This is a genomic window from Rhizobium chutanense, from assembly GCF_002531935.1.
In the GTDB taxonomy this organism is placed as follows: Bacteria; Pseudomonadota; Alphaproteobacteria; order Rhizobiales; family Rhizobiaceae; genus Rhizobium; species Rhizobium chutanense.
In genome coordinates this window covers 36,123-61,162 of the sequence record NZ_NWSV01000014.1, presented here as the reverse complement: position 1 = coordinate 61,162, position 25,040 = coordinate 36,123, and the positions used below count along the sequence as shown (strand labels likewise).

Sequence of the window (25,040 nt, the reverse complement as noted above, 5' to 3'; positions counted from 1 at the left end):
AATCGTCCAGCAACTGCGGTTGGCGTTTGGCGCCGCCCGCAGGCGATGGAGACTGAAGATTTTTCTACCGTCGCCGGCGGCTTCTCCACATCGCCGTAAAGCGCCTGCGTCTTGTCGACCACACTGACGCGATGCATCCGAAATCTTCGACCCTTTGCGACCTTACTCGTCCGCCTCCCCCAGAGATTCAGCCGGAAGACTTCACCACAAGTTGCGTTTTAAAACCATTGCGCCTTTGCCACGGATTGTTTGCCGTCCTGTCATTTTCGCAGTGTACTCCTCGCCAAATCGTCCTAATTCTGACGGGCCGGACGATGTTTTTTGAAGGAGAGTTCACATGTCTTCCATTTTCGACGTTGGCGTCATGAGCCGCCGTTCTCTGCTCGGCGGGCTTGCCGCCACTTCCGCCCTGGTGCTGCTACACCCTTTCAGCGCGCGCGCCAGCGCCAACCAGGCGCATCTCCGGCTGATGGAAACGACGGATATTCACGTCAACGTCTTTCCCTATGACTATTATGCCGACAAGCCGAACGACACGATGGGTCTTTCCCGCACCGGAACGATCATCGACAATATCCGCGCAGAGGCCGTCAACTCGCTGCTGATCGACAATGGCGACGTGCTTCAGGGCAATCCGATGGGCGACTACATGGCCTATCAGCACGGCATGAAGGACGGCGACATCCATCCCGTGATCAAGGCGATGAACACGCTCGGCTATACGGTGGGAACGCTCGGCAATCACGAGTTCAACTACGGCCTCGACTTCATGTTCAAGGTCCTGTCCGGCGCGAACTTCCCCTTCGTCTGCGCCAACCTGACCAAGGGCCAGCTGGCCTCCGATCCGAAGCAGGACGATCTCTTCTTCAAGCCATACGTCATCGTGGAAAAGCAGATCAAGGACGGCGCCGGCAATGAGAGCCCGGTCAAGATCGGCTTCATCGGCTTCGTCCCGCCGCAGATCATGCTCTGGGACATCAAGAACCTCGAGGGCAAGGCGCAGACGCGCGATATCGTCGAGGCCGCCAAGGCCTGGGTTCCCGCCATGAAGGAGGCCGGCGCCGATATCGTCATTGCGCTCTCCCATTCCGGCATCGACGGAGCCGCGCCGTCCGAAAAGATGGAAAACGCCTCGCTGCATCTCGCCGCCGTCGAGGGGATCGACGCCATCTTCACCGGTCATCAGCATCTCGTCTTCCCCGGCCCGAAGAGCTGGGACGGTATCGCCAATGCCGATCCCGTCAAGGGCACGCTGCATGGCAAGCCCGCCGTGATGGCCGGCTTCTGGGGTTCGCATCTCGGCCTCATCGACCTGCTGCTCGAAAAGGACGGCAACAGCTGGAAGATCGTCGACTTCACTTCGGAAGCACGGCCGATCTACCATCGTGACGACAAGAAGAAGGTCGTGGCCGACTACGCCGACAAGAAGGACGTGGTCGAGGCGGCAAAGGCCGAGCACGAGGCGACGCTCACCTATGTCCGCACGCCCGTCGGCAAGACCTCCGCACCGCTTTATTCCTACTTCGCGCTCGTCGCCGACGATCCCTCCGTGCAGGTCGTCAGCCAGGCGCAGACCTGGTACATCAAGCAGATGCTCGCCGATACCGCGTATAGGGATTTGCCGGTGCTGTCGGCGGCGGCGCCCTTCAAGGCCGGCGGCCGCGGCGGCGCCGACTACTATACCGACGTTCCGGCCGGTGACATCGCCATCAAGAACGTCGCCGATCTCTACCTCTATCCGAACACGGTGCAGGCCGTCGCCATCACCGGCGCGCAGGTGAAGAACTGGCTCGAAATGTCGGCCGGCATGTTCAATCACATCGAGGCCGGCTCTAAGGATGCGGCCCTCCTCAACAACGACTTCCCATCCTACAATTTCGACGTCATCGACGGCGTGACCTACCAGATCGACCTGTCGCAGCCGCCGAAATATGATTCCTCCGGCAAGGCGATCAATCCGGATGCCAACCGCATCCAGAACCTCGCCTTCGGCGGCAAGCCGATCGATCCAGCCCAGAAATTCGTCGTCGTCACCAACAATTACCGCGCCGGCGGCGGCGGCAGTTTCCCCGAAATCGCGGCTGACAAGGTGATCTTCCAGGCGCCGGATACCAATCGCGACGTCATCGTCCGCTACGTCCACGACCAGGGCACGATCAATCCGTCAGCCGATGCGAACTGGACCTTCAAGCCGCTGCCGGGCACCACCGTGACCTTCGAAAGCGGCCCGAAGGCAAAACAGTTCCTCGCGGCGGTCAAGAGCGTCAAGATCGAGGATGCCGGCGACGGCGCCGACGGTTTCTCGAAGTTCAGGCTGGTTCTTTAAACCGAGGGAAATGCAGACGAAGGCGCGGCACCCGCGTCTTCGTCATTCAGCCGCGAGCGGTGTCGCGGGTTGCTGGAGTTCCGCCATCTCTGCGTGGAAAGCGGCCTGGTTCGGGCAATGGGAAAGCCGCGCGCGAAACGCATCGATCATCCAGCTGGCAGCAGGTCCGGGCGGGTTGGCGAGCTGGCGCACCGAATATATCGGATATTCCCCCTGCTCGTAGGCATCCAGATCGAGATGGACGAGCGCGCCGCTGCGGAGATCGTCATGCATTATGGAAGCCGGAAGACCGCCCCAGCCAAGGCCGGCCTTGATGAGCTGGTGCTTCGTCGCAATATCGCTGACACGCCATTTCTTGTAGGACAGCACGTTGAAATCCCGCCCCTTCGTTAGGCCTGAGGCGTCGGTGACGACGAGCTGCACTTCCTCGCGCACGTCCCCCAGCGTGAGCGGCCGGTCGATGCGGGCAAGCGGGTGGTTAGGGGCGGCAACCGGCAACATGAAGGAATGGCCGATCCGCTCCGTGATGATCGAATCGTCCTGCTTGAGAACCGCGCCGCCGATGCCGATCGACGCCTTACCGCTGAGGACGAGATCCATCACCATTCCAAGCTCGCCGACATTGAGGTTCAACGAAACGGACGGAAACCTTTCGCGGAATTCGTGCAGCACAGCCACCATGGCCCGCGAGGGCACCATGACGCTGATGGCGACCGAAACCTCGGCTTCGAGCCCTTCCCGCAAGCTCTTGACACGCGCCCGCATGACCTGCAGGTCGCCCAGGATACGGCGCGCATCCTCCAGCATCGCCTTGCCCGCCTCCGTCAGCTTCGGCTGGCGCGCGCCGGAGCGCTCGAAAAGGGGCACTTCGAGCTGCGCTTCCAGGTTGGCGATCGTATAGCTGACGACCGATTGCGCCCGGTTCAATGCCCGCGAAGCGGCCGAGAAGCTGCCGGTTTCGGCGACGGTCAGAAACACCTGCAATTGATCCAGGGTCGGGTTGGGGAGCATCTTCCATCCATTCCATCGATAGTTTCGATCGACATTATCACCGTTTTTTCGATAGCAGGCCAGACTTATTTTCCTCGTCGAGACTGCGGCTCACCTCCCTGCAACGGGCCGTCAAATTCACTTCGAAAGGAAATGCTCCATGTCGTCCATCCTGCTTCTGACGTCCAGCCCGCGTGCCGAATCGCTCTCGACGCCGATCGCCGCCGATCTCGCCGAAAAGCTGAAGGGCCAGAATCCGGGCAGCGTCGTCGTCCGCCGCGACCTCGCCGCCAACCCGCTGCCGCATATCGATGACCTGTTCACCGGCGCGATCCGCAAACCGGCTGAAGCCCGTACTGCCGAAGAAATCGCAGCCATCAAGACCTCCGACGAACTCGTCGCCGAACTGTTTGCCGCCGATACGATCGTCATCAGCACCGGCCTGATCAACTTCAGCATCTATTCGTCGCTGAAGACCTGGATCGACAACGTCGCCCGCGCCGGCGTGACCTTCAAGTACACGGAAACCGGCCCGGTCGGCCTCGTCACCGGCAAGAAGGTCTACGTCGTGCTCACCTCCGGCGGCGTCTACTCGCAGGGACCGGCAGCTCCGCTGAACCATGCCGTACCGTACCTGAAGTCGGTTCTCGGCTTCCTCGGCATCACCGATATCGAGACCATCTATGTCGAAGGCCTCGCCTTCGGTCCGGAAGCTGCCGAAAAGGCGATCGACGCCGCCAAGTCGCGCGTCCAGGAAATCGCACTGGCCGCCTGATCGGTTCGCCAATACAGCGTGGAACGGCCGGCCTTCGCCGGCCGTTTTTCATTTGTCGATATCGCCAACAAAATCCCGCACGCTCGCCAGGATTTCGGCCGAGAGTTCCTCATCGGAGGAAATCCTGGCAAGGCCGACGCCACCCGCCATCATCGCAAAGGCCATGATCGCCTTGCGCCGCCGTTCTCCATCGTCCGCTCCCGCAGCCTTGCTTGCCAGAGCTTCGAAATTGCGCCGCAGCCCGTCCGTGGCGATCGCCCGCGCTTTCTCGCCGCTGCGGGACAGATCGGAGGTCAGCGCGGCAAAAGGGCAGCCCTCGCCGGGATTGTCGCGATGATAGGCGCTGACATAACGATCGGCGACATCGGCAGCCGACATCTCCGCCGGGTTCACCCCTTCGGCTTCCAGCCTGCGTCCCCATGAATCGAAAGCGGCCTGGACCGCCTCGGCGACGAGATCGTCGCGGGAGGCGAAGTGCTTGTAGAAGCCACCGACGGTCAGTCCGGCTTCCTTCATCAGGTCGGCGACGCCGATCCCTTCGAGCCCCTCCTCGCGCAGCCGCTTCGATGCGGTCTCGACGATCTTCTCATGCGTCTTTTGTTTTTCCAGCTGCGAACGCCCCATCGGAAGCTCCCCGAATTGCCTCTTGACTTAAATGGATTACAGTCATAATCCTTATAGATAACGATCATAATCCAGATCGTGGTCATTTCCAAGAGGAGCATGTATCATGCGTCTAAGAAACAAGGTCGCCCTGATCACCGGCGGCAACAGCGGTATCGGTCTTGCGACCGCCAGGGTGTTCATCGACGAGGGCGCCAAGGTGGTGATCACCGGCCGCAACCCGGAAACGCTTACCGCCGCCGAAAAGGCGCTTGGGGCCGGCGTGCTGGCGCTGAAGCTCGACGTCACCGATGCCGCCGGCACCGAGAAGGCGTTTGCGGAAGCTGCCGCAAAGGTCGGCAAGTTCGACATCGTCTTCGCCAATGCCGGCATCGGCGGCGCGACACCGCTCGGTGACACATCGCCGGAGCAGTTCAACCAGATCATCAGCACCAATCTGACGGCAGTGTTCTTCACCGTGCAATCGGCTCTGCCGCATCTCAACGACGGTGCTTCGGTGATCCTCAACGGCTCGGTGCATGCCGTGCTCGGCGCTCCCGGCTGGTCGGCCTATGCGGCGACGAAGGCGGCGGTGCGCGCGATGACGCGCAATATGGCCTCTGAACTCGCGCCGCGCGGCATCCGTGTTAACCAGGTCACTCCCGGCGGCACGAAGACACCGATCTGGTCGCCGATGGCACCCACAGAAGACGCGATGTCGGCACTCGAGGCTCGCATGGGCGGCCTGAGCCCGCTCGGCCGCATGAGCGAAGCCGACGAAATCGCCAAGGCGGCGCTCTACCTGGCATCGAACGATTCCGCCAATGTCACCGGCATCGAGATCACCGTCGACGGCGGCATGACGAGCGCGCCGTCCGGCGCCAAAATCTTCCGCGCCGCTTGAGCAAACCGGGCCCGGGCAATTCAAACGCCCGGGTCCCCGCCTCCCGACTTCAGTCGGTTCCGAAGCTTGCTATTTCTCCACAAAGGACGCTTTGCCGATTGTCGCGCGGTGAACAATACGAAACAGGACGATCGCTGAGTTCAGGGCGGCAAGCAGGAGCAAGACATACAGCATGGTCTGAATGCCGGAGGAAACGATCAGACGGCCGGCGATCAGCGGAAAGCCGAAGACGCCGATGAAATAGGACAGCGAGAACAAGAGAAGCGATTGCGGCATCAGCCCCTTGGGCGCCTCGTTCGCCGCCAGCCCATTGATGACGGAATAGGTCAGCCCGTAGCCCAGCCCCAGCATCGCCGCAGCGCCGAGATAGGCCAGCTGACTTGATGTCATCACCAGGAACAGCAGGATGGATGTCAGCGTCAGGCTCGTCAGCACCAGAAGCGAAGTGAATGGATCCTTCTTGACCACATATCCCGCCACGAACAGCCGGCTCAGGATGGCGGCGGACATGAAACCGATGAAGAATAGCGAATAATCGAAGCCGTGCGCCTTGGCGTAGCTTGTCTGAAAGCTGGAAAGCCCGCCGAAAATCGCGCCGCCGATGCCGACCATGGCGATGGAATAGATCGCCGGCGAAGCAATCACCTCAAGCGCCGCGGCAAATGAGATCTTGTTGACATGAGGCAAAATCTTGCCGGCATTGCTCAGCCGGAGATGCAGCCAGAAGTAAAGCGCGCCGCCGGCGAGGCTGGACAGGAAGGCAAAGGCGAAGGCCGTCTCGATCGGCATCGACCAGCCGGTGGCAATGCGGCCAATAATCGGTCCGGCGCCGATGCCCGACATCATCGATCCCGACAGCAGCGCAAAGAACCGGATCCGATGCGCGGGTTCGGTGATCGCCGCGACCAGGATCGGCCCGAGCGCGTAAAAGGTGCCCCAGCCGATGCCAAGGACGAAACCGACGGTCATCAGGCTCAGCCCGGCTGCCGGAACCATGGCGAAACCCAGCCCGGATGCCGCCAGAAACAGCCCGGAAAGCGCCACCGCCCGCGCCGAGCCGATGGCATCGGCAATGTGGCCGGACAGGATGACGAGAATGACGGTGCTGACCGTCGCCGCCGAGATGATCAGCCCGGCGAGCGCCTCGTTGCCGCCCCGCTGTCCCACCAGCATCGGGATCAGAAAGGTCACGCCATAGGCGATCGAAAGAAGAAATCCTCCGATGCACAAAACGGCAAATTCGCCGCCATCGACCTTCGTTCGCACTGCTGTATCACTCATGTCTCCACGCCCTCAGAGAAAGCTCATCCGTCGAGGCAATGGAGATCACGTTTGCATTTGCCGAACAAGCCGTTTTTATTACTCCTATAAACCATTGAAAATACATACATACGTTCAGATATGTTGTTTTTTATGCAACATCGTCAACGCCCGCCTCGCTCTGCCCCGACCGATGGTCCTGCAAGCCGCTCCGTCACGTCAGGAACGCGCGCGACCTGACGAACCATCGTCGACCACGGAATTCTGGGGCCAACGACACGCGCAAAGAGGGAAAATTTTTAGGCTGCCCGGCCAGAGAGGCTTCGTGACCGGCCAATGGCCGCCAGCCCCTGGTCTGCGAGGGCAGCAACCTGTCGAGGCTTAGCATCGGATGTAGAACATCCTGTGAAGAATCGAGCTGCCCGCGCCTGACGACTTGTATCTTGCTATAGTTTATGCAATCTGTGGATGAATATTGCCGAGTTGAATCGGGTATCGGGTGGACAAAAAGTTGGTGAGTGTACCCTGGATCTGGAAATTGGGAGCCTTCGCCGCTGCTTGCGTCGCAATCCCGCTTCTGGGACGAATTGACTGGGAAGCCTTTGTGCTAGAGCACCAAACTCTCGTTACCGGTGTCCTTACCGTCATAGCCGCGCTTGGCATGATCGTGCAAATACGTGTCAGCGATCACAGGAATGACAAGCGGCCCGAGGGTTTCCTGCTCAGGGCTCCGACCGCTCAAACCCGCCGAGACGACGAAGAAGATTATTGAGCCGCGCTAAAGCGCGTCGCGATCTTTCAGATTCGCTCTTCTCGCTTTAGCTCTTTGCTTTAAGCGTGTCGTTGCCGCAAAGCCGCTGCACATTTTTGCCCGACATGCGTTAGCTAAATTTCGCTTCGCGGGGACGGCCGACAACGCAGTTGCGGCCGCTCTTCTTTGCCGCGTAGAGCCTGCCGTCGGCTGCCGCCAGCACGGCGGTGAAATCGGCGCCGTCCTCGTCGGCGGTAGCGACGCCGATGCTGACGGTGACCGGCTTGCCATCCGGCGTCCCGACGCTGGTCTCGATCGTCCAGCGCAAGCGCTCGGCAAGCAGCAAACCTTCCTCGTGGCCGGTGCCCGGACAAACGGCAACGAATTCCTCGCCGCCGAAGCGGAAGACGCGGTCGCTCGAGCGCAATGTCGTGCCCAAACGAGCGGCGATCGCCTTCAGCACCTCGTCGCCCTGGAGATGACCGTAGCCGTCATTGACATCCTTGAAGTGATCGGCGTCGAGAATGAGGATGGTGGTGAACAGTCCCTGCCTCAGGGCCTCGCTCAGCATCAGCGGCGCTTCGAGTTCCATGCGCGTGCGATCGTAGACGCCGGTGAGCATATCGCGGCCGGTGCGCTCCAGAAGATCGTTGTAGCGCTCCCGGAATGTCAGGTCGCCGAAGACGTCGCTGATCGAGCGTGCCGATATGGCCGCTCCGCCCCGGCGGATACGATATTCATAGATTGCGAACATCGCCGCATAGAGGCAGACGGCCAGCATTTTCGCCTTCCATCCGGCCCAGAATGCTGCGATCGGCACATCCAGGAAATAGTTCAGTGCGGCGAAGAAGCCGATCTGGTCGAAAGTCAGCAGCACGAATCCCGAAATCAGGAAACGCAGAACGACGCGGCGGCGGAAGAAATCGCCGAGCTTTTCGTAAAGCAGGATGATGCCGAGCGAATCGACATAGAGCAGCGCCGTGCCCCAGACCATCAGCCAGCCCATCTCCTTGAGAAAATCGACGTCGGGCGTGCGGTCGGGCGACATCTGCAGCGGCAGGTGCAGTTGCAGCACCCAGGCGATGCCGACGGTGAGCAGGTTGCCGAGGAACAGGCCATAGATCGGCTGGCGCACCGTCGCGGCATCCTCCTGCAGGTAAAGCATCAGGATCATCATCAGTTTGCCGGAGAAGAAGACGGATGAGCCCGGCGACACATCCCCGAACGGCAGCGAGACATAGAAGACCGCCGCCAGATAGGTCTCCATGAAATGCATGACGCCGAGCGCGGTCAGGAAAACCCCAAGACCAAGCCGATGACGGAAATGCAGAAGCGTCACCATCAGCGCGAAATAAGCGACGGCTTCGATGGCGAAGAGAACGAGGTTGAGTGTCTCCATCACGATAGCTCAGCGACGGACGTCCGCCCTCGGTATTTTGCCGCCGCGGCGATTGCGACAGCGAATCCTTTGGTCGATCGTCCGAAAAAGTAAAACACGATGGCGTCCCGCAAATCCTGCAGGCGATACATTCACCCCAATCCTTTAAGATTGCGTGAGCGAGATCCCGGTCACCGGCGGTGCAGCCGGGTCACAGGATTGAAAAACAAGAATAATTGCGGCCGGTATTACGTGCTGATCGGGCGGATGCCGATTTCAGACCTGACGAAGCTTCTCGCCGTCACCAAAGAGCGACGAACCATGCTGATCGATGATCTGCTGCGCCTTGCGCACCGTGCATTCGAGCGCATCGTCGGACGAGGAAAACAGATCGGCGCGAATGAAATTACGCACCAGAACCTCGTCGCCGACCTTCTTTTCGATACGGCCGGCCAGGCGATATTGGCTGCCTTCCTTACGCGGCTCCGCATAGATCGTGCAATCACCGTAAAGCTGCGGCTCGCCGGAAGGACCTGCCGCTTCCCCAGCGGGTTTGCCGCCGCCGGAGAACATCGAAAAGATATTTGAGATGAACGAAGCCATGTTCCGCCTTTAGCACGATGGTGCTGTCATCGCCAAGTCAAATGATCAGGTTGGCGAGGATCTCGTTTTCGGTAATATCCTCGTAACCCATGCCGGCGGCTTCGAAATTTTCGATCAACCGGGCGAAATTCTCGGGCGCCTTGGTTTCGATGCCGATGAGGATCGAGCCGAAGTTGCGCGCCGATTTCTTCAGATATTCGAAGCGGGAGATATCGTCATCAGGGCCGAGCAGATTGAGGAAATCCCGGAGCGCGCCGGGACGCTGGGCAAGCCGCAGGATGAAGTATTTCTTCAGCCCTGCGTAACGCATGGCTCTTTCCTTAACGTCAGGCAGGCGCTCGAAATCGAAATTGCCGCCGGAAACGACGGCGACGATGGTCTTGCCGCGGATCGCCTGGCGGTCCATCGCGGCAATTGCCGTCAGCGACAGGGCGCCGGCCGGCTCCAGCACGACGCCCTCGACATTCAGCATTTCCTGGATGGTGACGCAGATGGCGTTCTCCGGCATCAGCTGCACCTGGCTTGCCGGAAAATCGCGAAGGGCGGCGAAATTCAGGTCGCCGATACGGGCGACGGCCGCGCCGTCGACGAAATTGTCAACCTTGGCCAGCGTCGTCACGCTGCCCGCCTCGATGCTGCGCCTGAGGCTCGGCGCCCCGGCCGGCTCGGTGAAGACGAAGGCCGACTTCGGCACGGTGCCGTCGAGATAGCCGGTAATGCCGGCGGCAAGCCCGCCGCCGCCGACCGGCAGGACGACCATGTCGGGCACCGTTCCCTCCGGCAGCTGCTGCATGATTTCAGCGGCGACCGTCGCCTGGCCCTCGATGATGTCGGCATGGTCGAAGGGCGGCACCATGACGCCGCCGACCGCTTCCACATGGTCGCGGGCGGCCTGGTAGCACTGATCGAAGAAGTCGCCGAACAGCCGGATGGTGATGAATTCGGCGCCGAACATGCGGGTCTTGTCGATCTTCTGCTGCGGCGTCGTCACCGGCATGAAGACGACGCCCGGCACGCCGAAATGGCGGCAGACATAGGCAAAGCCCTGGGCGTGATTGCCGGCCGAGGCGCAGACGAAGGTCTTGCCGGCGGCCCCCTGGCCGATCGCCTTGCGGAAGAAATTGAAAGCGCCGCGGATCTTATAGGAGCGCACCGGCGACAGATCCTCGCGCTTCAGCCAGATATCGGCGCCGTAGCGGGCCGAGAGATGATCGTTGAGCTGCAGCGGCGTTGCCGGAAAGAGGCTGCGCATCGCCTCTTCGGCGCTTTCGACATCAAGTCTCGTCACGGGCGTGATCCATTCTCATGTTGACAGCGCCGCTATCGCACAGGCCGACCGGCAAAAGAAAGCCCGCTTCGGCCATTTCCGGTTCGCCGCCGGCCCGGTTTGCGAAAGGCTTTCTTAAGTCAACCGCAAAATTGGCGGCACATGAACTGATTTTAACTGTCAATGAAATGGCCGGCTACTATATGAAGCCATGATGATCCTCAAATTCGCAAGACCGCTCGCCTGGCTGCTGCTCGCCTTCATCCTCTTCGTCACGGTTTCGCCGATCGGGCTGCGGCCGGAAACGGTCACGACGGTCGATACCGACCGCGCGGGCGCCTATGTTCTTCTCGGCCTCGCCTTTGCGCTCGCCTATCCGAAACAGTGGAAACTGGTGGCCGTGCTGCTGATCGCCGGCTCGGTCGCCATCGAATATTTGCAGTATTTTGCGCCGACACGCCATCCGCGCCTGCATGATGCAGGTATTAAGGCCGTGGGCGCCACCCTCGGGCTGCTGGCCGGCTGGGTGGTCAACAGGTGGCGCGAGAGCAAGGCGCCAAGCACCGTTCCTTTCGCAGAACGCTGATTATTCCTTCAGGTCAGAAACCACGCAACTGCACGGCCCAGAAGAACAGAGGTATCGCGGCCAGCGCTGTTCCAAGAACAAGCGCGACACTGGTCTTGAAGATCCGGATGCGCCGAACCTTCGCCCCACTCCAATCGTAAACCATCGTCTTACTCCCACAAGACAACACTTACTCAACCGCCGCGGCGCAATCCTTGCACCAAAAATGTCATTGTCAATCAATAACGCGCTTTTACACACAATATACAGCATATTCAAACAGGAATATGAACGGTGGAGCGGGCGAGCGGTATCGAACCCCGTTCCACCAAGCCGATAGATTATCGCCGAGAGCCCAGTACCTTTGAGCGGCACCGAGAACGACTGTGATCATATCAATGCAGCGCCCGCTTGATGCGCGACGGCGAGCAGGTCGCTTCCCCCGCTCGCCGTCGTCTCGCTATCACACCGCAATCATCCACGATTAGCCGTCATAATGACCCGAGAATGCCGCCTCTGCCGACTGAACGGTGACAGCCACGTTTACGCCCTTTGTCACCGTCGCGCCGGTGGCGCGAAGATCGGTCACCACTTTCAAGGGGCCCGCCTTGGGGGCCGGCAGCGGCACTACGGTGCCGGCGTCCAGATCAGCGACCCAGAGCCCGTCTTGACCTTCAACACTAATAACAACAACTGTAGCCATGTTTTGCCCTTTCTAACGATTGATGTTTAAAATCCAGCTTTCTTCAGGCCTTCACGATAAAGATCTTTATGCCATTGCTCTTTACTTGGAACGGCGGACAACCACTTGTCCACATCGAAGTCCGGATTGCCTTCACGAAACCTTCTTACGAAGATACGCGCCTTGTCCTGATGGCCCAACATGGCCCAATTTGCGGCAGACAGTCTATCCGCCAGATTGGGATCGGCCATCTGCCCGATATAGTCCAGCGAAGCTTCGAATTCGCCCAGCGCATAGTTTGCTCCCGCAGCGGTCCAGAAATAAGTATCGGGACCGAGCGGGTTCAGCTCGATTGCCCGCTCGATCTTCCGCAAGGCCATGGCGGGGAGCGAACAATGAACCAAGGTGTCGGCATAATCGGCGATCACGTCGGCATAATGTGGCGCAAGGCTTTCGGCCACTTCCATTGCTTCGGCGCTTTGATCAAATGCGCCCTGCAGCAGTTTGGCGACACCGAGCTCGCGATAGCCGTCGGCGAAATCCGAGCGCATGTCGGTGGCCTGCTTGGCGAAAGTCTCCGCCACTTGCAAAAGATCGATATCGCCCCGGGCCGTCAACAACCATTCCTTGGAGTAGGTCCGCGCCATCGAACTCAGCGCCGGAGCGAAATCGGGGCTTTCGCCGAGCGCGGCTTTCATTTCCTTGCGGGCGCGCCGCAGGTTCGGAAGCGTGAGGCGCGCCAGATGCCGCCGGCCGACGAGATACCGGTGGTAAGCGGCCGGGTTCAGGTCTTCGCGCAACGCCTCATGGCGCTCGATTTCGCCGGACACGGAGAGGGCGATCTGCCGGGCAACCACTCTTCTGTCTCTGGCGAGATCCATACGATCGAGGCTGAACCTTTCGGCCCAGACAATTTGATTCTGATCGAAAAAGATCAGTTGGGCGAACAGGGTCACTTCATCGCCCGAATTACTGATCCGGGTGTCGAGGATATAGTTGACGCGATGCCGTTCGAAGAAGGCCTTCTGCGTCTCCGCGTGGTGGCCAATTTGAACCGCCGAATACGGGGCTATGACCTCCAGGCTGTTGAAGACGCAAAATCCGATCGTGATATCTTCCACCAAGGAAGCAGCAAGAAAACCGGCTTGGGGACGAACGGATTGATTCCTCGGGGGAAGCAGCACCAGGCGGGGAATTGCAATCCGGATATCTTCGGGCTCAAAGGGAAGAGCCGCGTCGCGTTTCGCCTTTGACGACACGGAGGCCGGACGGTGGGGTTTTGCGTCACCGGCATCGGATCCGGCGCGCGCGGCGATGCCCCGCAAACTCGAATTGCGCCGCTGTTCAAAATAGGTCCGAACAGATTCGACTTCCTCTTCCGCCTTGAATATCCGGATCAGCAATTGCAGCGTTTCCGGATCCTTCGGCTCGGTCCGAAACAGGATAACCGCAGCCTTCCTCAGAAGGTCGGCTTCCTTTTGCGACTGGGCCAATCGCGACGCTGTTCTCAAAGTATTGGCGAGAAGCTCGACATGGTAATTTTCGCGCTCGGCGAGCCAGCGATGAAATTGGCGGCTATGGTTGTGAACCGGCCCCAGAAAGGGCTGGTTCATCAGCTTCACCAACTGTTTCAGCCGGGAGAACGGCTCCTCCTCTTCCTCTTTGTCGGACACCAGAATGTCGGAAGACAGAGAACCCCGCTCAAGAGTGAGCATGTTGCCCTTCGATGAAAGGATGTCGACCCCGAGATCGATCTGACGGGCCTTAATTCTCGAAATGACCTTGCGCAAAGTCGACAGTGCAACGTCCCTGTCGGCTTCTCCCCATAGAAAGCGAGCCAACGTCGTTCGATCCGCCGATCCTTGCTCGGTCGTGAACAAATAGGCAAGCAGCAAGAGGCCTTTCTCGGGAAACGCTACAACCCTCCCGTCCTCGTCGACGAGCTGCAATCGACCGAAGGTCTTCAGAACAAAAACCATTTGCCCTTTAAGCCACCATACGTCCCGGCGTTTTCATGAGAAGTGAAGTGCAGGTATTGTAATAGTAGAAGCGCAAACACTACGCCTGCCGGCACTTTCCCCAACGCCACCCAAATTCAGCAAGCTTGCGTGCCCCAGGAGTTTGCTATGATTTCCACACCAACTTGCATGAAATATTTATCGCAATCAAACTATCCTGACCTTGCGTGGCAACAATGTCAATTTGCAACTGCGTGATACGCATTCGCCATTCCAAACCGTGGCCAGGCGCGACAGGACCTTCCAGACTTTGAAGCGGATTCGCGTCACAACCCCTGAATATCGGTTGAGAATAGCCTCTCCGTTTGTTAGCAGGAAGAACCACGCGGACGTGGTGGAATCGGTAGACACAAGGGACTTAAAGCAAATTGAGTGCACCGGCGGAAACGCCGGATGTAGAACTGCTCAAAGTCGGGGAAACCTGTCAGATGGCAATCCCGAGCCAAGCCCTGCAAGGGGAAGGTGTAGAGACTAGACGGGCAGCACCTAAGGCAAAGCTAGGGTGAAGGTATAGTCCAGACCACAAACGCCGGAAGGCGGCGGCGAAAGCCGTAGCTGGTAAGAAAATCCCTCGGCCTCGGCTTTGCGGGTTCGACCCCCGCCGTCCGCACCAGCCTACGCTCTGTGAGCTTCGGCTCGGCGAGCCCAAGCTCACAGAGCGTAGGCTGTCGCGCCGTAGTTCCGTCAGGAACGAAGGCGGACTGGTTCGATAATGTTCCGGTTAGCTTGCACCATTTGTCGAAGGCACTAATGGAAAAGGCGCGGCAAGCCTTACGCCCGCCGCACCTCATCGTTCCGGCATCAAAGGATCAAGCGAGCTTGGCGGCAAGCTTGGCGACATGGGCGCCCTGGTATTTCGCGCCTTCCAGCTCGATCTCGGAAGGCTGGCGCGAGCCGTCGCCGTTGGTGATGGTGGAAGCGCCGTAGGGCGAGCCGCCCTTGACTTCCTCGGTGCCCATCTGGCCCTGGAAGGCATAGGGAAGGCCGGCAACGACCATGCCCTGATGGAGGAAGGTGGGGATGAAGCCGAGGATGGTCGATTCCTGGCCGCCGTGCTGGGTGGCCGAAGAGGTGAAGACCGAACCGATCTTGCCGACGAGCTTGCCGGCGAACCAGAGGCCGCCCGTCTGATCCCAGAAATTGCGCATCTGCGAGGCCACCGTGCCGAAGCGGGTGCCGGCGCCGACGATGATCGCGTCATAATCCGCCAGTTCGTCGACGGTGGCGATCGGAGCCGCCTGGTCGATCTTGTAGTAGGAAGCCTTGGCGACGTCTTCCGGCACCAGTTCCGGAACGCGCTTGACGGCAACCTCGGCGCCGGCCGACTTCGCGCCTTCGGCAACGGCATAGGCCATGGTTTCGATATGGCCGTAAGCCGAATAATAAAGGACGAGAACCTTCGCCATCTTCTTGTCTCCTGAGTGCACTGGTTGAATTTCGTGACCGGGACGAAGTTGTATCAGCGCCCAGGGTCGAACAAAGCCCTGCCCCCGAGAACTCAGTGTTCAACGCTCATAGACGTAAATTCACTTGCGTCTTTCATTTCAGAGGCGGCGACATCGGCCGGCTGTTTGCAAAGCCGCCGAAGGGCGCTACCTATTCACCAGCCTCACATCACGGAACATCCCATGAGCCATGCCACCGTCGTTACCGCCGCCATGCTCGCCATCGGCGACGAACTTCTTTCCGGCCGCACCAAGGATAAGAATATCGGCCACCTCGCCGATCTGCTCACCCTGTCCGGCATCGACCTCAAGGAGGTGCGCATCGTCGCCGACGAGGAGGAGGCGATCGTCGAGGCGCTGAACGCGCTTCGCAGCAAATATGATTACGTCTTCACCTCCGGCGGCATCGGACCGACGCATGACGACATCACCGCCGATGCCATTTCCAAGGCGTTCGGCGTGCCCTGCGAGTATGACGAAGCGGCGATGGTGCTGCTTGCCGATATGTACAAGCGCCGCGAGATGGAGTTCACCGAGGCGCGTCAGCGCATGGCGCGCATGCCGCGCGGTGCCGCCCATATCGCCAATCCGGTCTCGACCGCGCCGGGCTTCATCATCGGCAACGTCCATGTCATGGCCGGCGTGCCGCAGGTTTTCCAGGCGATGGTCGACAATGTGCTGCCGACGCTTCGCACCGGCACGCCGGTGCTGTCGCTTGCCATCGCCTGCCCCTACGGCGAAGGCGAGATCGGCACGCCCCTGACCACGATCCAGAAAGCCCATCCGGACACCAGCATCGGTTCCTACCCCCGCTATATCGGCCAGAAATTCTCGACCGAGATCGTCGTGCGCGGCCGCTCGCAGGCAGCAATCGATGCGGCCGGCGCCGAGGTGCATGCAATGATCGAGGCTATCCGCCAAAGGAAAGACATCGCCGAAAACCATTCCGCCGAGGCTTGAGGACAAGGCCGGAGTTGGCGGCCATCCTTGATATCGGTCAAGGAACAGGAGAACGCTCCGGCGCATTCCTTTCCTCGCGCCAGCCATTTCAGCGCAAGGAGAATTGATATGTCTTACAAAACCATTCTCGCCATCCTCGATACAACGGACAATAGCGGCGCTGTCGCCGATTTCGCTTTTGCCATGGCCGCCGAAAGCGGTGCGCATGTGATCGGCCTGCATGCCGAAACTATCTCCGCCGTGCCGCTGGTGGCGCCGATGGAAATTCCCGATCCCGTCGCCGTGCAGGCGCTGCAGGACATGGCGCATGGCGAAACGATCGCGGTGGAGCGGATCTTTCGCGCCAAAGCGGTTGCGGCGGGGGCCTCCTGCGAATGGCGCAGCTTTGCCACATCCATCGGCTACGGCGCCGCACCGCTGATCGATAGCGCGCGCAGCGCCGATCTGTTGATCGCCTCGCAGGCCGATCCGGCCAGACCTTCCGACAGCCATGTCGATGTCGAAACCTTCCTCTTCGAAACCGGCCGGCCGGTGCTGATCATCCCCTATATCCTCCGCCAGCCGAAGCCGATCAGGCGCGTGCTGATTGCCTGGAACGGCTCGAAAGAGGCGGCGCGCGCCACCTTCGACGCGCTGCCGATCCTGAAAGCGGCTGAGGAAGTGGAAATCTTTTCGGTCGATCCGGCCGACACGGCGCTGCAATCGCCGCTGACATCAGGCGCCGAGATCGCCGCCACACTGGCCCGCCATGGCGTGAAGACGACGCTTGCGACGGCCAGAAGCGTGGACAAGAACGCCTCGCATGTCATCGAGAACCGGCTTTCCGACAGCAGCATCGATCTTCTCGTCATGGGCGCCCATCCGCATTCCTGGCTCTGGCAGATGATTTTCGGAGGCACGACCAAGAGCTTGCTGCAATCGATGACGGCGCTGACGCTGCTGTCGGGTTGACCGTCTTGCCGCAATCATCGGCGCTTGCCTTTTACCGGCAAATTCCGTTAATTGCGGCGACCGATGACAGCTTCGAGCCTCGGCACAGCTCGCGATCTCGCGCAATGCAGCTCGCGATCTCGCGCAGGCAGCTCGCGGGATTTGCGTTTTGCCAATCGCCGCCTTAAGCGCGTCCGGTCGCCGGCAAACGGCGTGTTGTTTTTTCATGCCGCGGAGCAAGCCCGATGTCCCTTCCCGATAAAGCCTTTCCCGTTTCCTGGGATCAGTTCCACCGCGATGCGCGCGCCCTTGCCTGGCGGCTTGCCGGCCTCGGTCAGACCTTCAAGGCGATCGTCTGCATCACCCGCGGCGGCCTCGTCCCGGCCGCGATCATCTCGCGCGAACTGAACATCCGGCTGATCGAGACCGTCTGCGTCGCCTCCTATCATGACTATGTGAACCAGGGCGACATGATGCTGCTCAAGGGCATCGCGCCGGAACTTCAGGAAAACGGCGGCGAAGGCGTGCTCGTCGTCGACGACCTGACCGACACCGGCAAGACCGCCGTCCAGGTGCGCACCATGCTGCCACGGGCGCATTTCGCCTGCGTCTATGCCAAGCCGAAGGGCGTGCCGACCGTCGATACCTTCGTCACCGAGGTAAGCCAGGATACCTGGATCTACTTCCCCTGGGACATGGGCTTCACCTACCAGGAGCCGATCGCCAAGGGCGCAGGCTGACCACCATCGATTGGCGCGCGCGAGCTTCGTATTTACCACTTGAAATTGTTCCAGATTTTGTCAGCGGAGTCTCCTGAATTCGCTACTGGGATCTGCACATCTATTTTATCTTATCCTCACAAACTCGGCAGCTGCGAATCGCATCAAATTGCGCTTAAAGCGTGCAGCGACGATGCGGTATGAGGAAGCAAGATGACGCGGTGGGGGCGTAGAGCAGCGGCTGTGACCGTCGGGCTGGCGGCCTGTCTTTTTTCGCTCACGCCTGTCCGCGCCGAGCCTGCCTATATTCCCCTGGTCCGCGACTACGTCGAGAAGCAGATCCGGCCGATGGTGGAGACACCGCTGGTGCTGAAAGCCATTGCCGAGCAGAACGCAGAATTCGGCGATGTCAGCGAGATGGACATGCGGGTGCTCGACGAGACCTACCGCTCGGAGATCGATCGCCACCATCTGCACATGGTCAAGCTGCTGCTCGACAAATCCGTGTCGCACTATCTGAAAACCAGACAGGACGCCTCACAGGGCGCGATCGTCGAATTTTTCGTGACCGACAGTCACGGGCTGAACGTCGGGCAAAGCATCATCACCACCGACTACTGGCAGGGCGACGAGGAGAAATACCTCAAAACCTTCGCGAACGGCTCCCGCGAGATCTTCATCGACCGGGCCGAACGCAACGAGACCACCCAGATGCTCGAAACGCAGGCGAGCTTCGTCGTCCTCGACGAAGAGGAGAAGCCGATCGGCGTCGCCACCGTCACCATCGCCATCGATGCGCTCTGACGGCCGCTTGCACGCGGACGAATCGGCATGCGCATTTACGGCCGAAATGCCATCACAAGATTTGCCGCAGAGCGCTTTTTTGCCATTCCAGCACTTTCCTTAGCCGGCAACGCCCGCAAGCCATTGTAATTTCAGGGCTCCCGGGCTTTCCCCAATCTCCACAGGCGCATCCACAAGATGTTGTGGTTAGCAATCAATTAAGATCCAGCCCTTGACGGAATCACCTGTTTCAAACTTTATTGTTACTGATGTTGCGGCGGCGGCAGGACCGGAGGTAACGAGCCCGGTTTCCTTTTGAAAAATTGGACGCAGAATCAGGGTGATGGATCGGAAACGGTATCAGGCCTGACAGGATTTCTGCGCGATTTTCAGCCTCCAAAAAAGTGACGTCGGGACTGGCGATAATAAGCTGTTAATACTATATTTAGCGTTTGCAGCCACCATCACCACAAGATACAGGAAGAGCATCTCCGGATGACACCCCTGTGACAATACGGAAACGAGACTGGCTGCACGACGACAAAGTGCCGCCGGATAGGAATTTTGCGCCCCGGTCGTGGGGACCGGGCGCCAACACGAGGTCAAGACCATGCGCATCGAACGTCGTTTCACGAAGGCCGGCCAGGGCGCCTATGCGGATATCGAATTCCGCAAGGCGACGAGCGAGATCAAGAACCCCGATGGTTCGATCGTGTTCCGCCTCGAGAATATCGACGTTCCCGCGCAGTTTTCCCAGGTCGCGACCGACGTTCTGGCGCAGAAGTATTTCCGCAAGGCCGGCGTCCCCACCCGGCTGAAGAAGGTCGAGGAAAACGACGTTCCTTCCTTCCTGTGGCGCTCCGTTCCCGACGATGCGGCGCTGAAGACCCTGCCCAAGGACGAACAGACCGGCTCCGAAATCGATGCGCGCCAGGTCTTCGACCGCCTTGCCGGCACATGGACCTATTGGGGCTGGAAGGGCGGCTATTTCTCTTCGGAAGAAGATGCTGCGGCCTTCAAGGACGAGCTTGCCTATATGCTCGCCACCCAGCGCGTCGCCCCGAACTCGCCGCAGTGGTTCAACACCGGACTGCACTGGGCCTATGGCATCGACGGCCCCGGCCAGGGCCATTTCTATGTCGACCCCTTCACCGGCAAGCTGACCAAGTCGAAGTCGGCCTACGAACATCCGCAGCCGCATGCCTGCTTCATCCAGTCGGTCGAGGACGATCTCGTCAACGAAGGCGGCATCATGGACCTCTGGGTGCGTGAAGCCCGCCTGTTCAAATACGGCTCCGGCACCGGCTCCAACTTCTCGATGCTGCGCGGCGAAGGCGAAAAGCTTTCCGGCGGCGGCCGCTCCTCCGGCCTGATGAGCTTCCTGAAGATCGGCGACCGCGCCGCCGGCGCCATCAAGTCGGGCGGCACGACGCGCCGCGCCGCCAAGATGGTGGTCGTCGATATCGACCATCCCGATATCGAGGAATACATCAACTGGAAGGTCAAGGAAGAGCAGAAGGTGGCGGCCCTCGTCACCGGCTCGAAGGTTGTCGCCAAGCATCTGAAGGCGATCATGAAGGCCTGCTTCAATTGCGAAGGCGGCGATAACGGCGATTGCTTCGACCCGGCCAAGAACCCTGCCCTGAAGCGCGAAATCCGCGCCGCCAAGAAGGACCAGGTTCCGGAGAACTACGTCCAGCGCGTCATCCAGTTCGCCCGCCAGGGCTATAAGGATCTGCAATTCAAGACCTACGACACGGATTGGGACTCGGAAGCCTATCTGACGGTCTCGGGCCAGAACTCCAACAACTCGGTCTCGATCAAGGACGACTTCCTGCGCGCTGTCGAAAATGACGGCGAATGGAACCTGACCGCCCGCAAGGACGGCCGGGTGATGAAGACATTGAAGGCGCGCGATCTCTGGGAAACGATTTCCTACGCCGCCTGGGCTTCGGCCGATCCGGGCATCCACTTCAACACGACGATGAACGACTGGCACACTTCGCCGGCCGGCGGCCCGATCCGCGGCTCGAACCCGTGCTCGGAATACATGTTCCTCGACGACACGGCCTGCAACCTTGCCTCGCTGAACCTCCTGCAGTTCAAGGACAAGGCCACCAAGCGCATCAATATCGCCGATTACGAACACGCGGTTCGCCTGTGGACCGTCGTGCTCGAAGTCTCGGTGATGATGGCGCAGTTCCCGTCGAAGCGCATTGCCGAACTTTCCTATGAATACCGCACGCTCGGCCTCGGCTACGCCAATATCGGCGGCCTGCTGATGTCGTCGGGCATTCCCTACGACTCCGCCGAAGCCCGCGCCATTGCCGGTTCGCTGACCGCGATCATGACCGGCATCTGCTATGCGACCTCGGCCGAAATGGCGGCCGAACTCGGGCCGTTCCCGAACTTCGCGCCGAACCGCGACAGCATGCTCAGGGTCATCCGCAACCATCGCCGCGCCGCCCATGGCGAAACCTCGGGCTATGAGGCGCTGTCGATCAACCCGGTTGCGCTGATCCATTCGGAAAACCCGGACCAGGATCTCGTCGCCCACGCCAAATCGGCCTGGGACAAGGCGCTCGCGCTCGGCGAACAGCATGGCTACCGCAATGCCCAGGTCTCGGTCATCGCGCCCACCGGCACGATCGGCCTCGTCATGGATTGCGACACGACGGGCATTGAGCCCGACTTCGCGCTGGTCAAGTTCAAGAAGCTCGCCGGCGGCGGCTACTTCAAGATCATCAACCGCGCCGTGCCGGACGCGCTGCGCACGCTCGGCTATTCGGAAAGCCAGATCGCCGAGATCGAAGCCTATGCCGTCGGCCACGGCAACCTGAACCAGGCGCCTGCTGTCAACCCGTCGACACTGAAGGCCAAGGGCTTCACCGACGAGAAGGTGGATGCCGTCAACGCCGCACTGAAGAGCGCCTTCGACATCAAGTTCGTCTTCAACCAGTGGACGCTCGGCGCCGACTTCCTGAAGGAGACGCTGAAGGTTTCCGACGAACAGCTCGCCGACATGAGCTTCAGCCTGCTCGACCATATCGGCTTCTCGAAGAAGGACATCGAAGCCGCCAACATCCACGTCTGCGGTGCGATGACGCTGGAAGGCGCGCCCTTCCTGAAAGTCGAGCACCTGCCGGTCTTCGATTGCGCCAATCCCTGCGGCAAGATCGGCAAGCGCTACCTCTCCGTGGAAAGCCATATCCGCATGATGGCGGCGGCCCAGCCCTTCATCTCTGGCGCGATTTCCAAGACGATCAACATGCCGAACGAGGCGACGGTCGAGGATTGCAAGAACGCCTATCTGCTCTCCTGGAAGCTCGGCCTCAAGGCCAACGCGCTCTATCGTGACGGCTCGAAGCTGTCGCAGCCGCTCAATGCCTCGCTGATCGAAGACGAGGACGACGAGGATGCGCTGGAGGAACTGCTGCAGGCGCCGATCGCCGCCCAGGCCGTCACCATCACCGAGAAGATCATCGAGCGGGTGGTCGAACGGGTTTCGCGCGAACGCGAGAAGCTGCCGAACCGCCGCCAGGGCTATACCCAGAAGGCCGCTGTCGGCGGACACAAGGTGTATCTGCGCACCGGCGAATTCGGCGACGGCCGCCTCGGCGAGATCTTCATCGACATGCACAAGGAAGGCGCTGCCTTCCGCGCGATGATGAACAACTTCGCCATCGCCATCTCGCTCGGCCTGCAATATGGCGTGCCGCTCGAGGAATATGTCGAGGCCTTCACCTTCACCAAATTCGAGCCGGCCGGCATGGTCATCGGCAATGACGCGATCAAGAACGCCACGTCGATCCTCGACTACGTCTTCCGCGAACTGGCCGTCTCCTATCTCGGCCGTCACGATCTCGCGCATGTCGATACGTCGGACTTCTCCAACACCGCACTCGGCAAGGGCATCCAGGAAGGCAAGACCAACCTGCTCTCCACCGGCTGGACCCGCGGCTACAAGCCGACGCTGGTCTCCGGCACCGGCGGCGAACGCCAGGCCGGCGAACCCAAGGGTGCGGCCACCGCAGCCCCCGCCCGCGCCGCGTCCACCGGCACAGTCACCGCCTTTGCCGGCAGTGCTGCCCGCAAGCTGGAGCCGACAGCCGCCATCTCCACCTCCGAAATCGTCGCCTTCAAGCGCGACTACGAGGAGCGCGCCAAGGAATTGGCCGAAGAGATCGCCGAAGAGGTAATGGAAGAAGTCACCAGCGACGCCACCGCCCTCTTCTCCGACAAGGCCGCCGCCGACGCGGCAACGGCCAAGACGGAAGCCAAGAAGGTGGAAGCCGAACGCCGCCAGCGCTCGATCATGCAGGGCTACACCGGCAACATGTGCTCGGAGTGCCAGAATTTCACGATGGTGCGGAATGGCACCTGCGAGAAGTGCGATACGTGCGGTGCGACGAGTGGGTGCAGTTGAGCAGGCTTGCGGCTCTTCAGTGTCTGTTGAGAGTTCGAAGCTAGTTCTGGCTAAAAGCCTCTGAAATTGGCCATTTATGGCAGAAGAAATGGCCACCGTCCGGGCACTAAAAGTGCCCGGACGGTGGCCCGTTTTGCGAATTCACAGCGAATAGCCTCCCTGCATCAGCCTGCGATCTGGGGTATCGAAATGGGTTGATGCCTGCTCGAAGACCTGCTGCGGTTCTCCTGCCAGATCGGAACTCAGGACGATCTCCAGAGTTTCGTCTGCGAGGTGGAGCTCGATTTCGGACAAGACGCGTTCCACGCTCGATTGAACAACGTCACGCCGAAATCCGCGGGATGCTCAAGTTTCGCAAAGGCAGGACGAAACGACTGACCTCCCAGTGACATCCGCCTAGTTTGCGAGTGTATCGGAGGCTCTTCATGGTCCAGGAGTCGACACGAAACGAAGCTCTAGCTTATGATATGACATCGGCCTCGCGATAGAATGACGCTGAACCCATGCTGCCGAAACACCGCCTCATCCTTCTGCGCCACGCCAAATCCGCTTGGCCCGACGGTGTGGCCGACCGTGAACGGCCATTGGCGGATCGCGGGCGTAAGGCAGCACCCGTCATCGGCGCCTATATAGCGCGCGAGAAGCTGATCCCCGATCTCGCCCTCGTCTCTCCGGCCCGCCGGGCGCAGGAAACCTGGAAGCTCGCCCGCGGGACCTTTTCGAAAAAGGTCTCCGAACGCGAGGCGGTGGATATCTACGAGGTGTCGGCGGAGCGCATCCTCGATGTGATCCGGGCCGTCGAACCTGGCATCCGCACGCTGCTCATCGTCGGCCACAATCCCGGCATGGAGAATGCTGCTTCGCTTATCGTGGCGTACGGCGATGCCGATGCCATGGGGCGCATGCGGGAGAAGTTCCCGACGGCGGGACTCGCCGTCATCGAACTTGATCTCGACGGGTGGGACGAGATTGCGGCGGGCACCGGTTATCTCGAGCGGTTCGTAACCCCGCGATCCTTGGGATAATAAAGCCACTTTCCGGTTGAATTTGGCGAATGGTCGACGATCCTGATTCTGTGCGCGCCGTTTCCAAACGCGCTGCTTTCCTCCGGCCAGTACTTACCTCAAGCAGCGGATCGTCGACTCGTTGACTGCCCATTTGATGAGCATTTCAGCGACAACCTACAATGTTCGGATAAGATCGGCAGCCTTCCAGCGGCGCAGGGGATATTCGCTCGTTCGATTGTCGACAACCGCTTCGATTAGAACTATCGCGTTTACATCACGCCCCTTGGTAATCAACGCTGCAATGTTCGCCGCTTCCACCCGCCGCGCGTGATGCTTTACCTCGACCGCTGGCATAAGGGCATGTGGACCGTTCGGAATGGTCACGACAACATCGAACTGGCGGCATCGAGTTTCACGTTCTAGCCCACACCAGCTCTTGGCATGCGCCCCGGTTCAGGCGGCGACAATCATTTCGAAGTAGGCATCTTCTGAGATCATCTAAAATACCCTGGACTTGCTTCGGATCCGGCGAACTTTGACGGGAGCGTCACTAGTCGATGCCAATGCTCAAAACCCGACAATCAGGATCGGGCACCATCGCGGATCCGGGCTTGAATTCGATGCTGCGCCCGGCGATCACCTGCAACT

22 protein-coding genes are annotated in these 25,040 nt (G+C 60.2%); 10 read left to right on the top strand and 12 right to left on the bottom strand.

What is annotated here, in order from left to right; all coding sequences use genetic code 11:
- Nucleotides 1-337: 337 nt before the first annotated feature.
- Nucleotides 338-2,326: a bifunctional 2',3'-cyclic-nucleotide 2'-phosphodiesterase/3'-nucleotidase gene (locus CO666_RS20440; protein WP_097614029.1), complete on the top strand. Its 1,989-nt coding sequence runs from the start codon at nucleotides 338-340 to the stop codon at nucleotides 2,324-2,326.
- A 42-nt stretch (nucleotides 2,327-2,368) separates the two neighbouring features.
- Here the strand turns inward: CO666_RS20440 and CO666_RS20435 are convergent, their stop codons facing one another.
- Nucleotides 2,369-3,337 (bottom strand): LysR family transcriptional regulator, encoded by a 969-nt coding sequence (locus tag CO666_RS20435; protein ID WP_097614028.1) that lies wholly within the window; start codon nucleotides 3,335-3,337, stop codon nucleotides 2,369-2,371.
- A gap of 139 nt (nucleotides 3,338-3,476) precedes the next feature.
- Here CO666_RS20435 and CO666_RS20430 point away from each other — a divergent pair, with 139 nt between their 5' ends.
- Nucleotides 3,477-4,091, top strand: coding sequence for an FMN-dependent NADH-azoreductase (locus CO666_RS20430; RefSeq protein ID WP_097614027.1), 615 nt, complete (start codon nucleotides 3,477-3,479; stop codon nucleotides 4,089-4,091).
- A 48-nt stretch (nucleotides 4,092-4,139) separates the two neighbouring features.
- Here CO666_RS20430 and CO666_RS20425 read toward each other — a convergent pair whose 3' ends face one another.
- Complete coding sequence (locus CO666_RS20425; protein ID WP_097614026.1) at nucleotides 4,140-4,715, bottom strand: TetR/AcrR family transcriptional regulator; 576 nt, start codon at nucleotides 4,713-4,715, stop codon at nucleotides 4,140-4,142.
- 106 nt (nucleotides 4,716-4,821) lie between these two features.
- On the opposite strand from CO666_RS20425, the gene CO666_RS20420 reads away from it, so the two are divergent.
- A complete protein-coding gene (locus tag CO666_RS20420) occupies nucleotides 4,822-5,598 on the top strand; it encodes an SDR family oxidoreductase (protein ID WP_097614025.1) in 777 nt (258 codons plus the stop codon).
- Nucleotides 5,599-5,667: 69 nt separating this feature from the next.
- Here the strand turns inward: CO666_RS20420 and CO666_RS20415 are convergent, their stop codons facing one another.
- The 4 genes from CO666_RS20415 to ilvA form a co-directional block, all read right to left on the bottom strand.
- Entirely contained in the window at nucleotides 5,668-6,879 is a 1,212-nt protein-coding gene (locus tag CO666_RS20415; protein WP_097614024.1) for an MFS transporter, read from the bottom strand.
- Between the two features lie 860 nt (nucleotides 6,880-7,739).
- Complete coding sequence (locus CO666_RS20405) at nucleotides 7,740-9,011, bottom strand: GGDEF domain-containing protein (RefSeq protein WP_097614022.1); 1,272 nt, start codon at nucleotides 9,009-9,011, stop codon at nucleotides 7,740-7,742.
- 252 nt (nucleotides 9,012-9,263) lie between these two features.
- Nucleotides 9,264-9,590 (bottom strand): HlyU family transcriptional regulator, encoded by a 327-nt coding sequence (locus tag CO666_RS20400; protein WP_097614021.1) that lies wholly within the window; start codon nucleotides 9,588-9,590, stop codon nucleotides 9,264-9,266.
- A 37-nt stretch (nucleotides 9,591-9,627) separates the two neighbouring features.
- A complete protein-coding gene (gene ilvA, locus CO666_RS20395) occupies nucleotides 9,628-10,878 on the bottom strand; it encodes a threonine ammonia-lyase (protein WP_097614020.1) in 1,251 nt (416 codons plus the stop codon).
- A gap of 190 nt (nucleotides 10,879-11,068) precedes the next feature.
- Between ilvA and CO666_RS20390 the strand changes: the two genes are divergently transcribed.
- The gene (locus CO666_RS20390) at nucleotides 11,069-11,443 is read left to right on the top strand and encodes a VanZ family protein (RefSeq protein WP_097614019.1); all 375 of its coding nucleotides are present in this window, start codon (nucleotides 11,069-11,071) and stop codon (nucleotides 11,441-11,443) included.
- Between the two features lie 13 nt (nucleotides 11,444-11,456).
- Here CO666_RS20390 and CO666_RS34905 read toward each other — a convergent pair whose 3' ends face one another.
- From CO666_RS34905 to wrbA, 4 genes are all read right to left on the bottom strand, one after another.
- Entirely contained in the window at nucleotides 11,457-11,588 is a 132-nt protein-coding gene (locus tag CO666_RS34905) for a hypothetical protein (protein ID WP_010067628.1), read from the bottom strand.
- 318 nt (nucleotides 11,589-11,906) lie between these two features.
- On the bottom strand, nucleotides 11,907-12,125 hold the full coding sequence (locus tag CO666_RS20385) for a hypothetical protein (protein WP_097614018.1): 219 nt from the start codon (nucleotides 12,123-12,125) through the stop codon (nucleotides 11,907-11,909).
- A gap of 26 nt (nucleotides 12,126-12,151) precedes the next feature.
- Nucleotides 12,152-14,083, bottom strand: coding sequence for a hypothetical protein (locus CO666_RS20380; RefSeq protein ID WP_097614017.1), 1,932 nt, complete (start codon nucleotides 14,081-14,083; stop codon nucleotides 12,152-12,154).
- Between the two features lie 848 nt (nucleotides 14,084-14,931).
- Nucleotides 14,932-15,528 (bottom strand): NAD(P)H:quinone oxidoreductase type IV, encoded by a 597-nt coding sequence (gene wrbA / locus CO666_RS20375; RefSeq protein WP_097614016.1) that lies wholly within the window; start codon nucleotides 15,526-15,528, stop codon nucleotides 14,932-14,934.
- 222 nt (nucleotides 15,529-15,750) lie between these two features.
- On the opposite strand from wrbA, the gene CO666_RS20370 reads away from it, so the two are divergent.
- The 5 genes from CO666_RS20370 (at nucleotide 15,751) to CO666_RS20350 (ending at nucleotide 23,385) form a co-directional block, all read left to right on the top strand.
- The gene (locus CO666_RS20370; protein WP_097614015.1) at nucleotides 15,751-16,527 is read left to right on the top strand and encodes a competence/damage-inducible protein A; all 777 of its coding nucleotides are present in this window, start codon (nucleotides 15,751-15,753) and stop codon (nucleotides 16,525-16,527) included.
- Nucleotides 16,528-16,635: 108 nt separating this feature from the next.
- Complete coding sequence (locus CO666_RS20365) at nucleotides 16,636-17,478, top strand: universal stress protein (RefSeq protein WP_097614014.1); 843 nt, start codon at nucleotides 16,636-16,638, stop codon at nucleotides 17,476-17,478.
- A 224-nt stretch (nucleotides 17,479-17,702) separates the two neighbouring features.
- Nucleotides 17,703-18,197: a xanthine phosphoribosyltransferase gene (gene gpt / locus CO666_RS20360; protein ID WP_097614013.1), complete on the top strand. Its 495-nt coding sequence runs from the start codon at nucleotides 17,703-17,705 to the stop codon at nucleotides 18,195-18,197.
- Nucleotides 18,198-18,389: 192 nt separating this feature from the next.
- Nucleotides 18,390-18,980, top strand: coding sequence for a hypothetical protein (locus tag CO666_RS20355; RefSeq protein ID WP_097614012.1), 591 nt, complete (start codon nucleotides 18,390-18,392; stop codon nucleotides 18,978-18,980).
- Nucleotides 18,981-19,569: 589 nt separating this feature from the next.
- Nucleotides 19,570-23,385: a vitamin B12-dependent ribonucleotide reductase gene (locus tag CO666_RS20350; protein ID WP_097614011.1), complete on the top strand. Its 3,816-nt coding sequence runs from the start codon at nucleotides 19,570-19,572 to the stop codon at nucleotides 23,383-23,385.
- 141 nt (nucleotides 23,386-23,526) lie between these two features.
- Here CO666_RS20350 and CO666_RS34215 read toward each other — a convergent pair whose 3' ends face one another.
- Nucleotides 23,527-23,679 carry a CYTH domain-containing protein gene (locus CO666_RS34215; RefSeq protein WP_179869730.1) on the bottom strand — a complete coding sequence of 51 codons (153 nt, stop codon included), beginning with the start codon at nucleotides 23,677-23,679 and terminating at the stop codon, nucleotides 23,527-23,529.
- Between the two features lie 209 nt (nucleotides 23,680-23,888).
- Between CO666_RS34215 and CO666_RS20345 the strand changes: the two genes are divergently transcribed.
- Complete coding sequence (locus CO666_RS20345; RefSeq protein ID WP_097614010.1) at nucleotides 23,889-24,410, top strand: SixA phosphatase family protein; 522 nt, start codon at nucleotides 23,889-23,891, stop codon at nucleotides 24,408-24,410.
- A gap of 156 nt (nucleotides 24,411-24,566) precedes the next feature.
- Here CO666_RS20345 and CO666_RS33715 read toward each other — a convergent pair whose 3' ends face one another.
- Nucleotides 24,567-24,776 (bottom strand): hypothetical protein, encoded by a 210-nt coding sequence (locus CO666_RS33715; RefSeq protein WP_143540335.1) that lies wholly within the window; start codon nucleotides 24,774-24,776, stop codon nucleotides 24,567-24,569.
- Nucleotides 24,777-25,040: the final 264 nt, after the last annotated feature.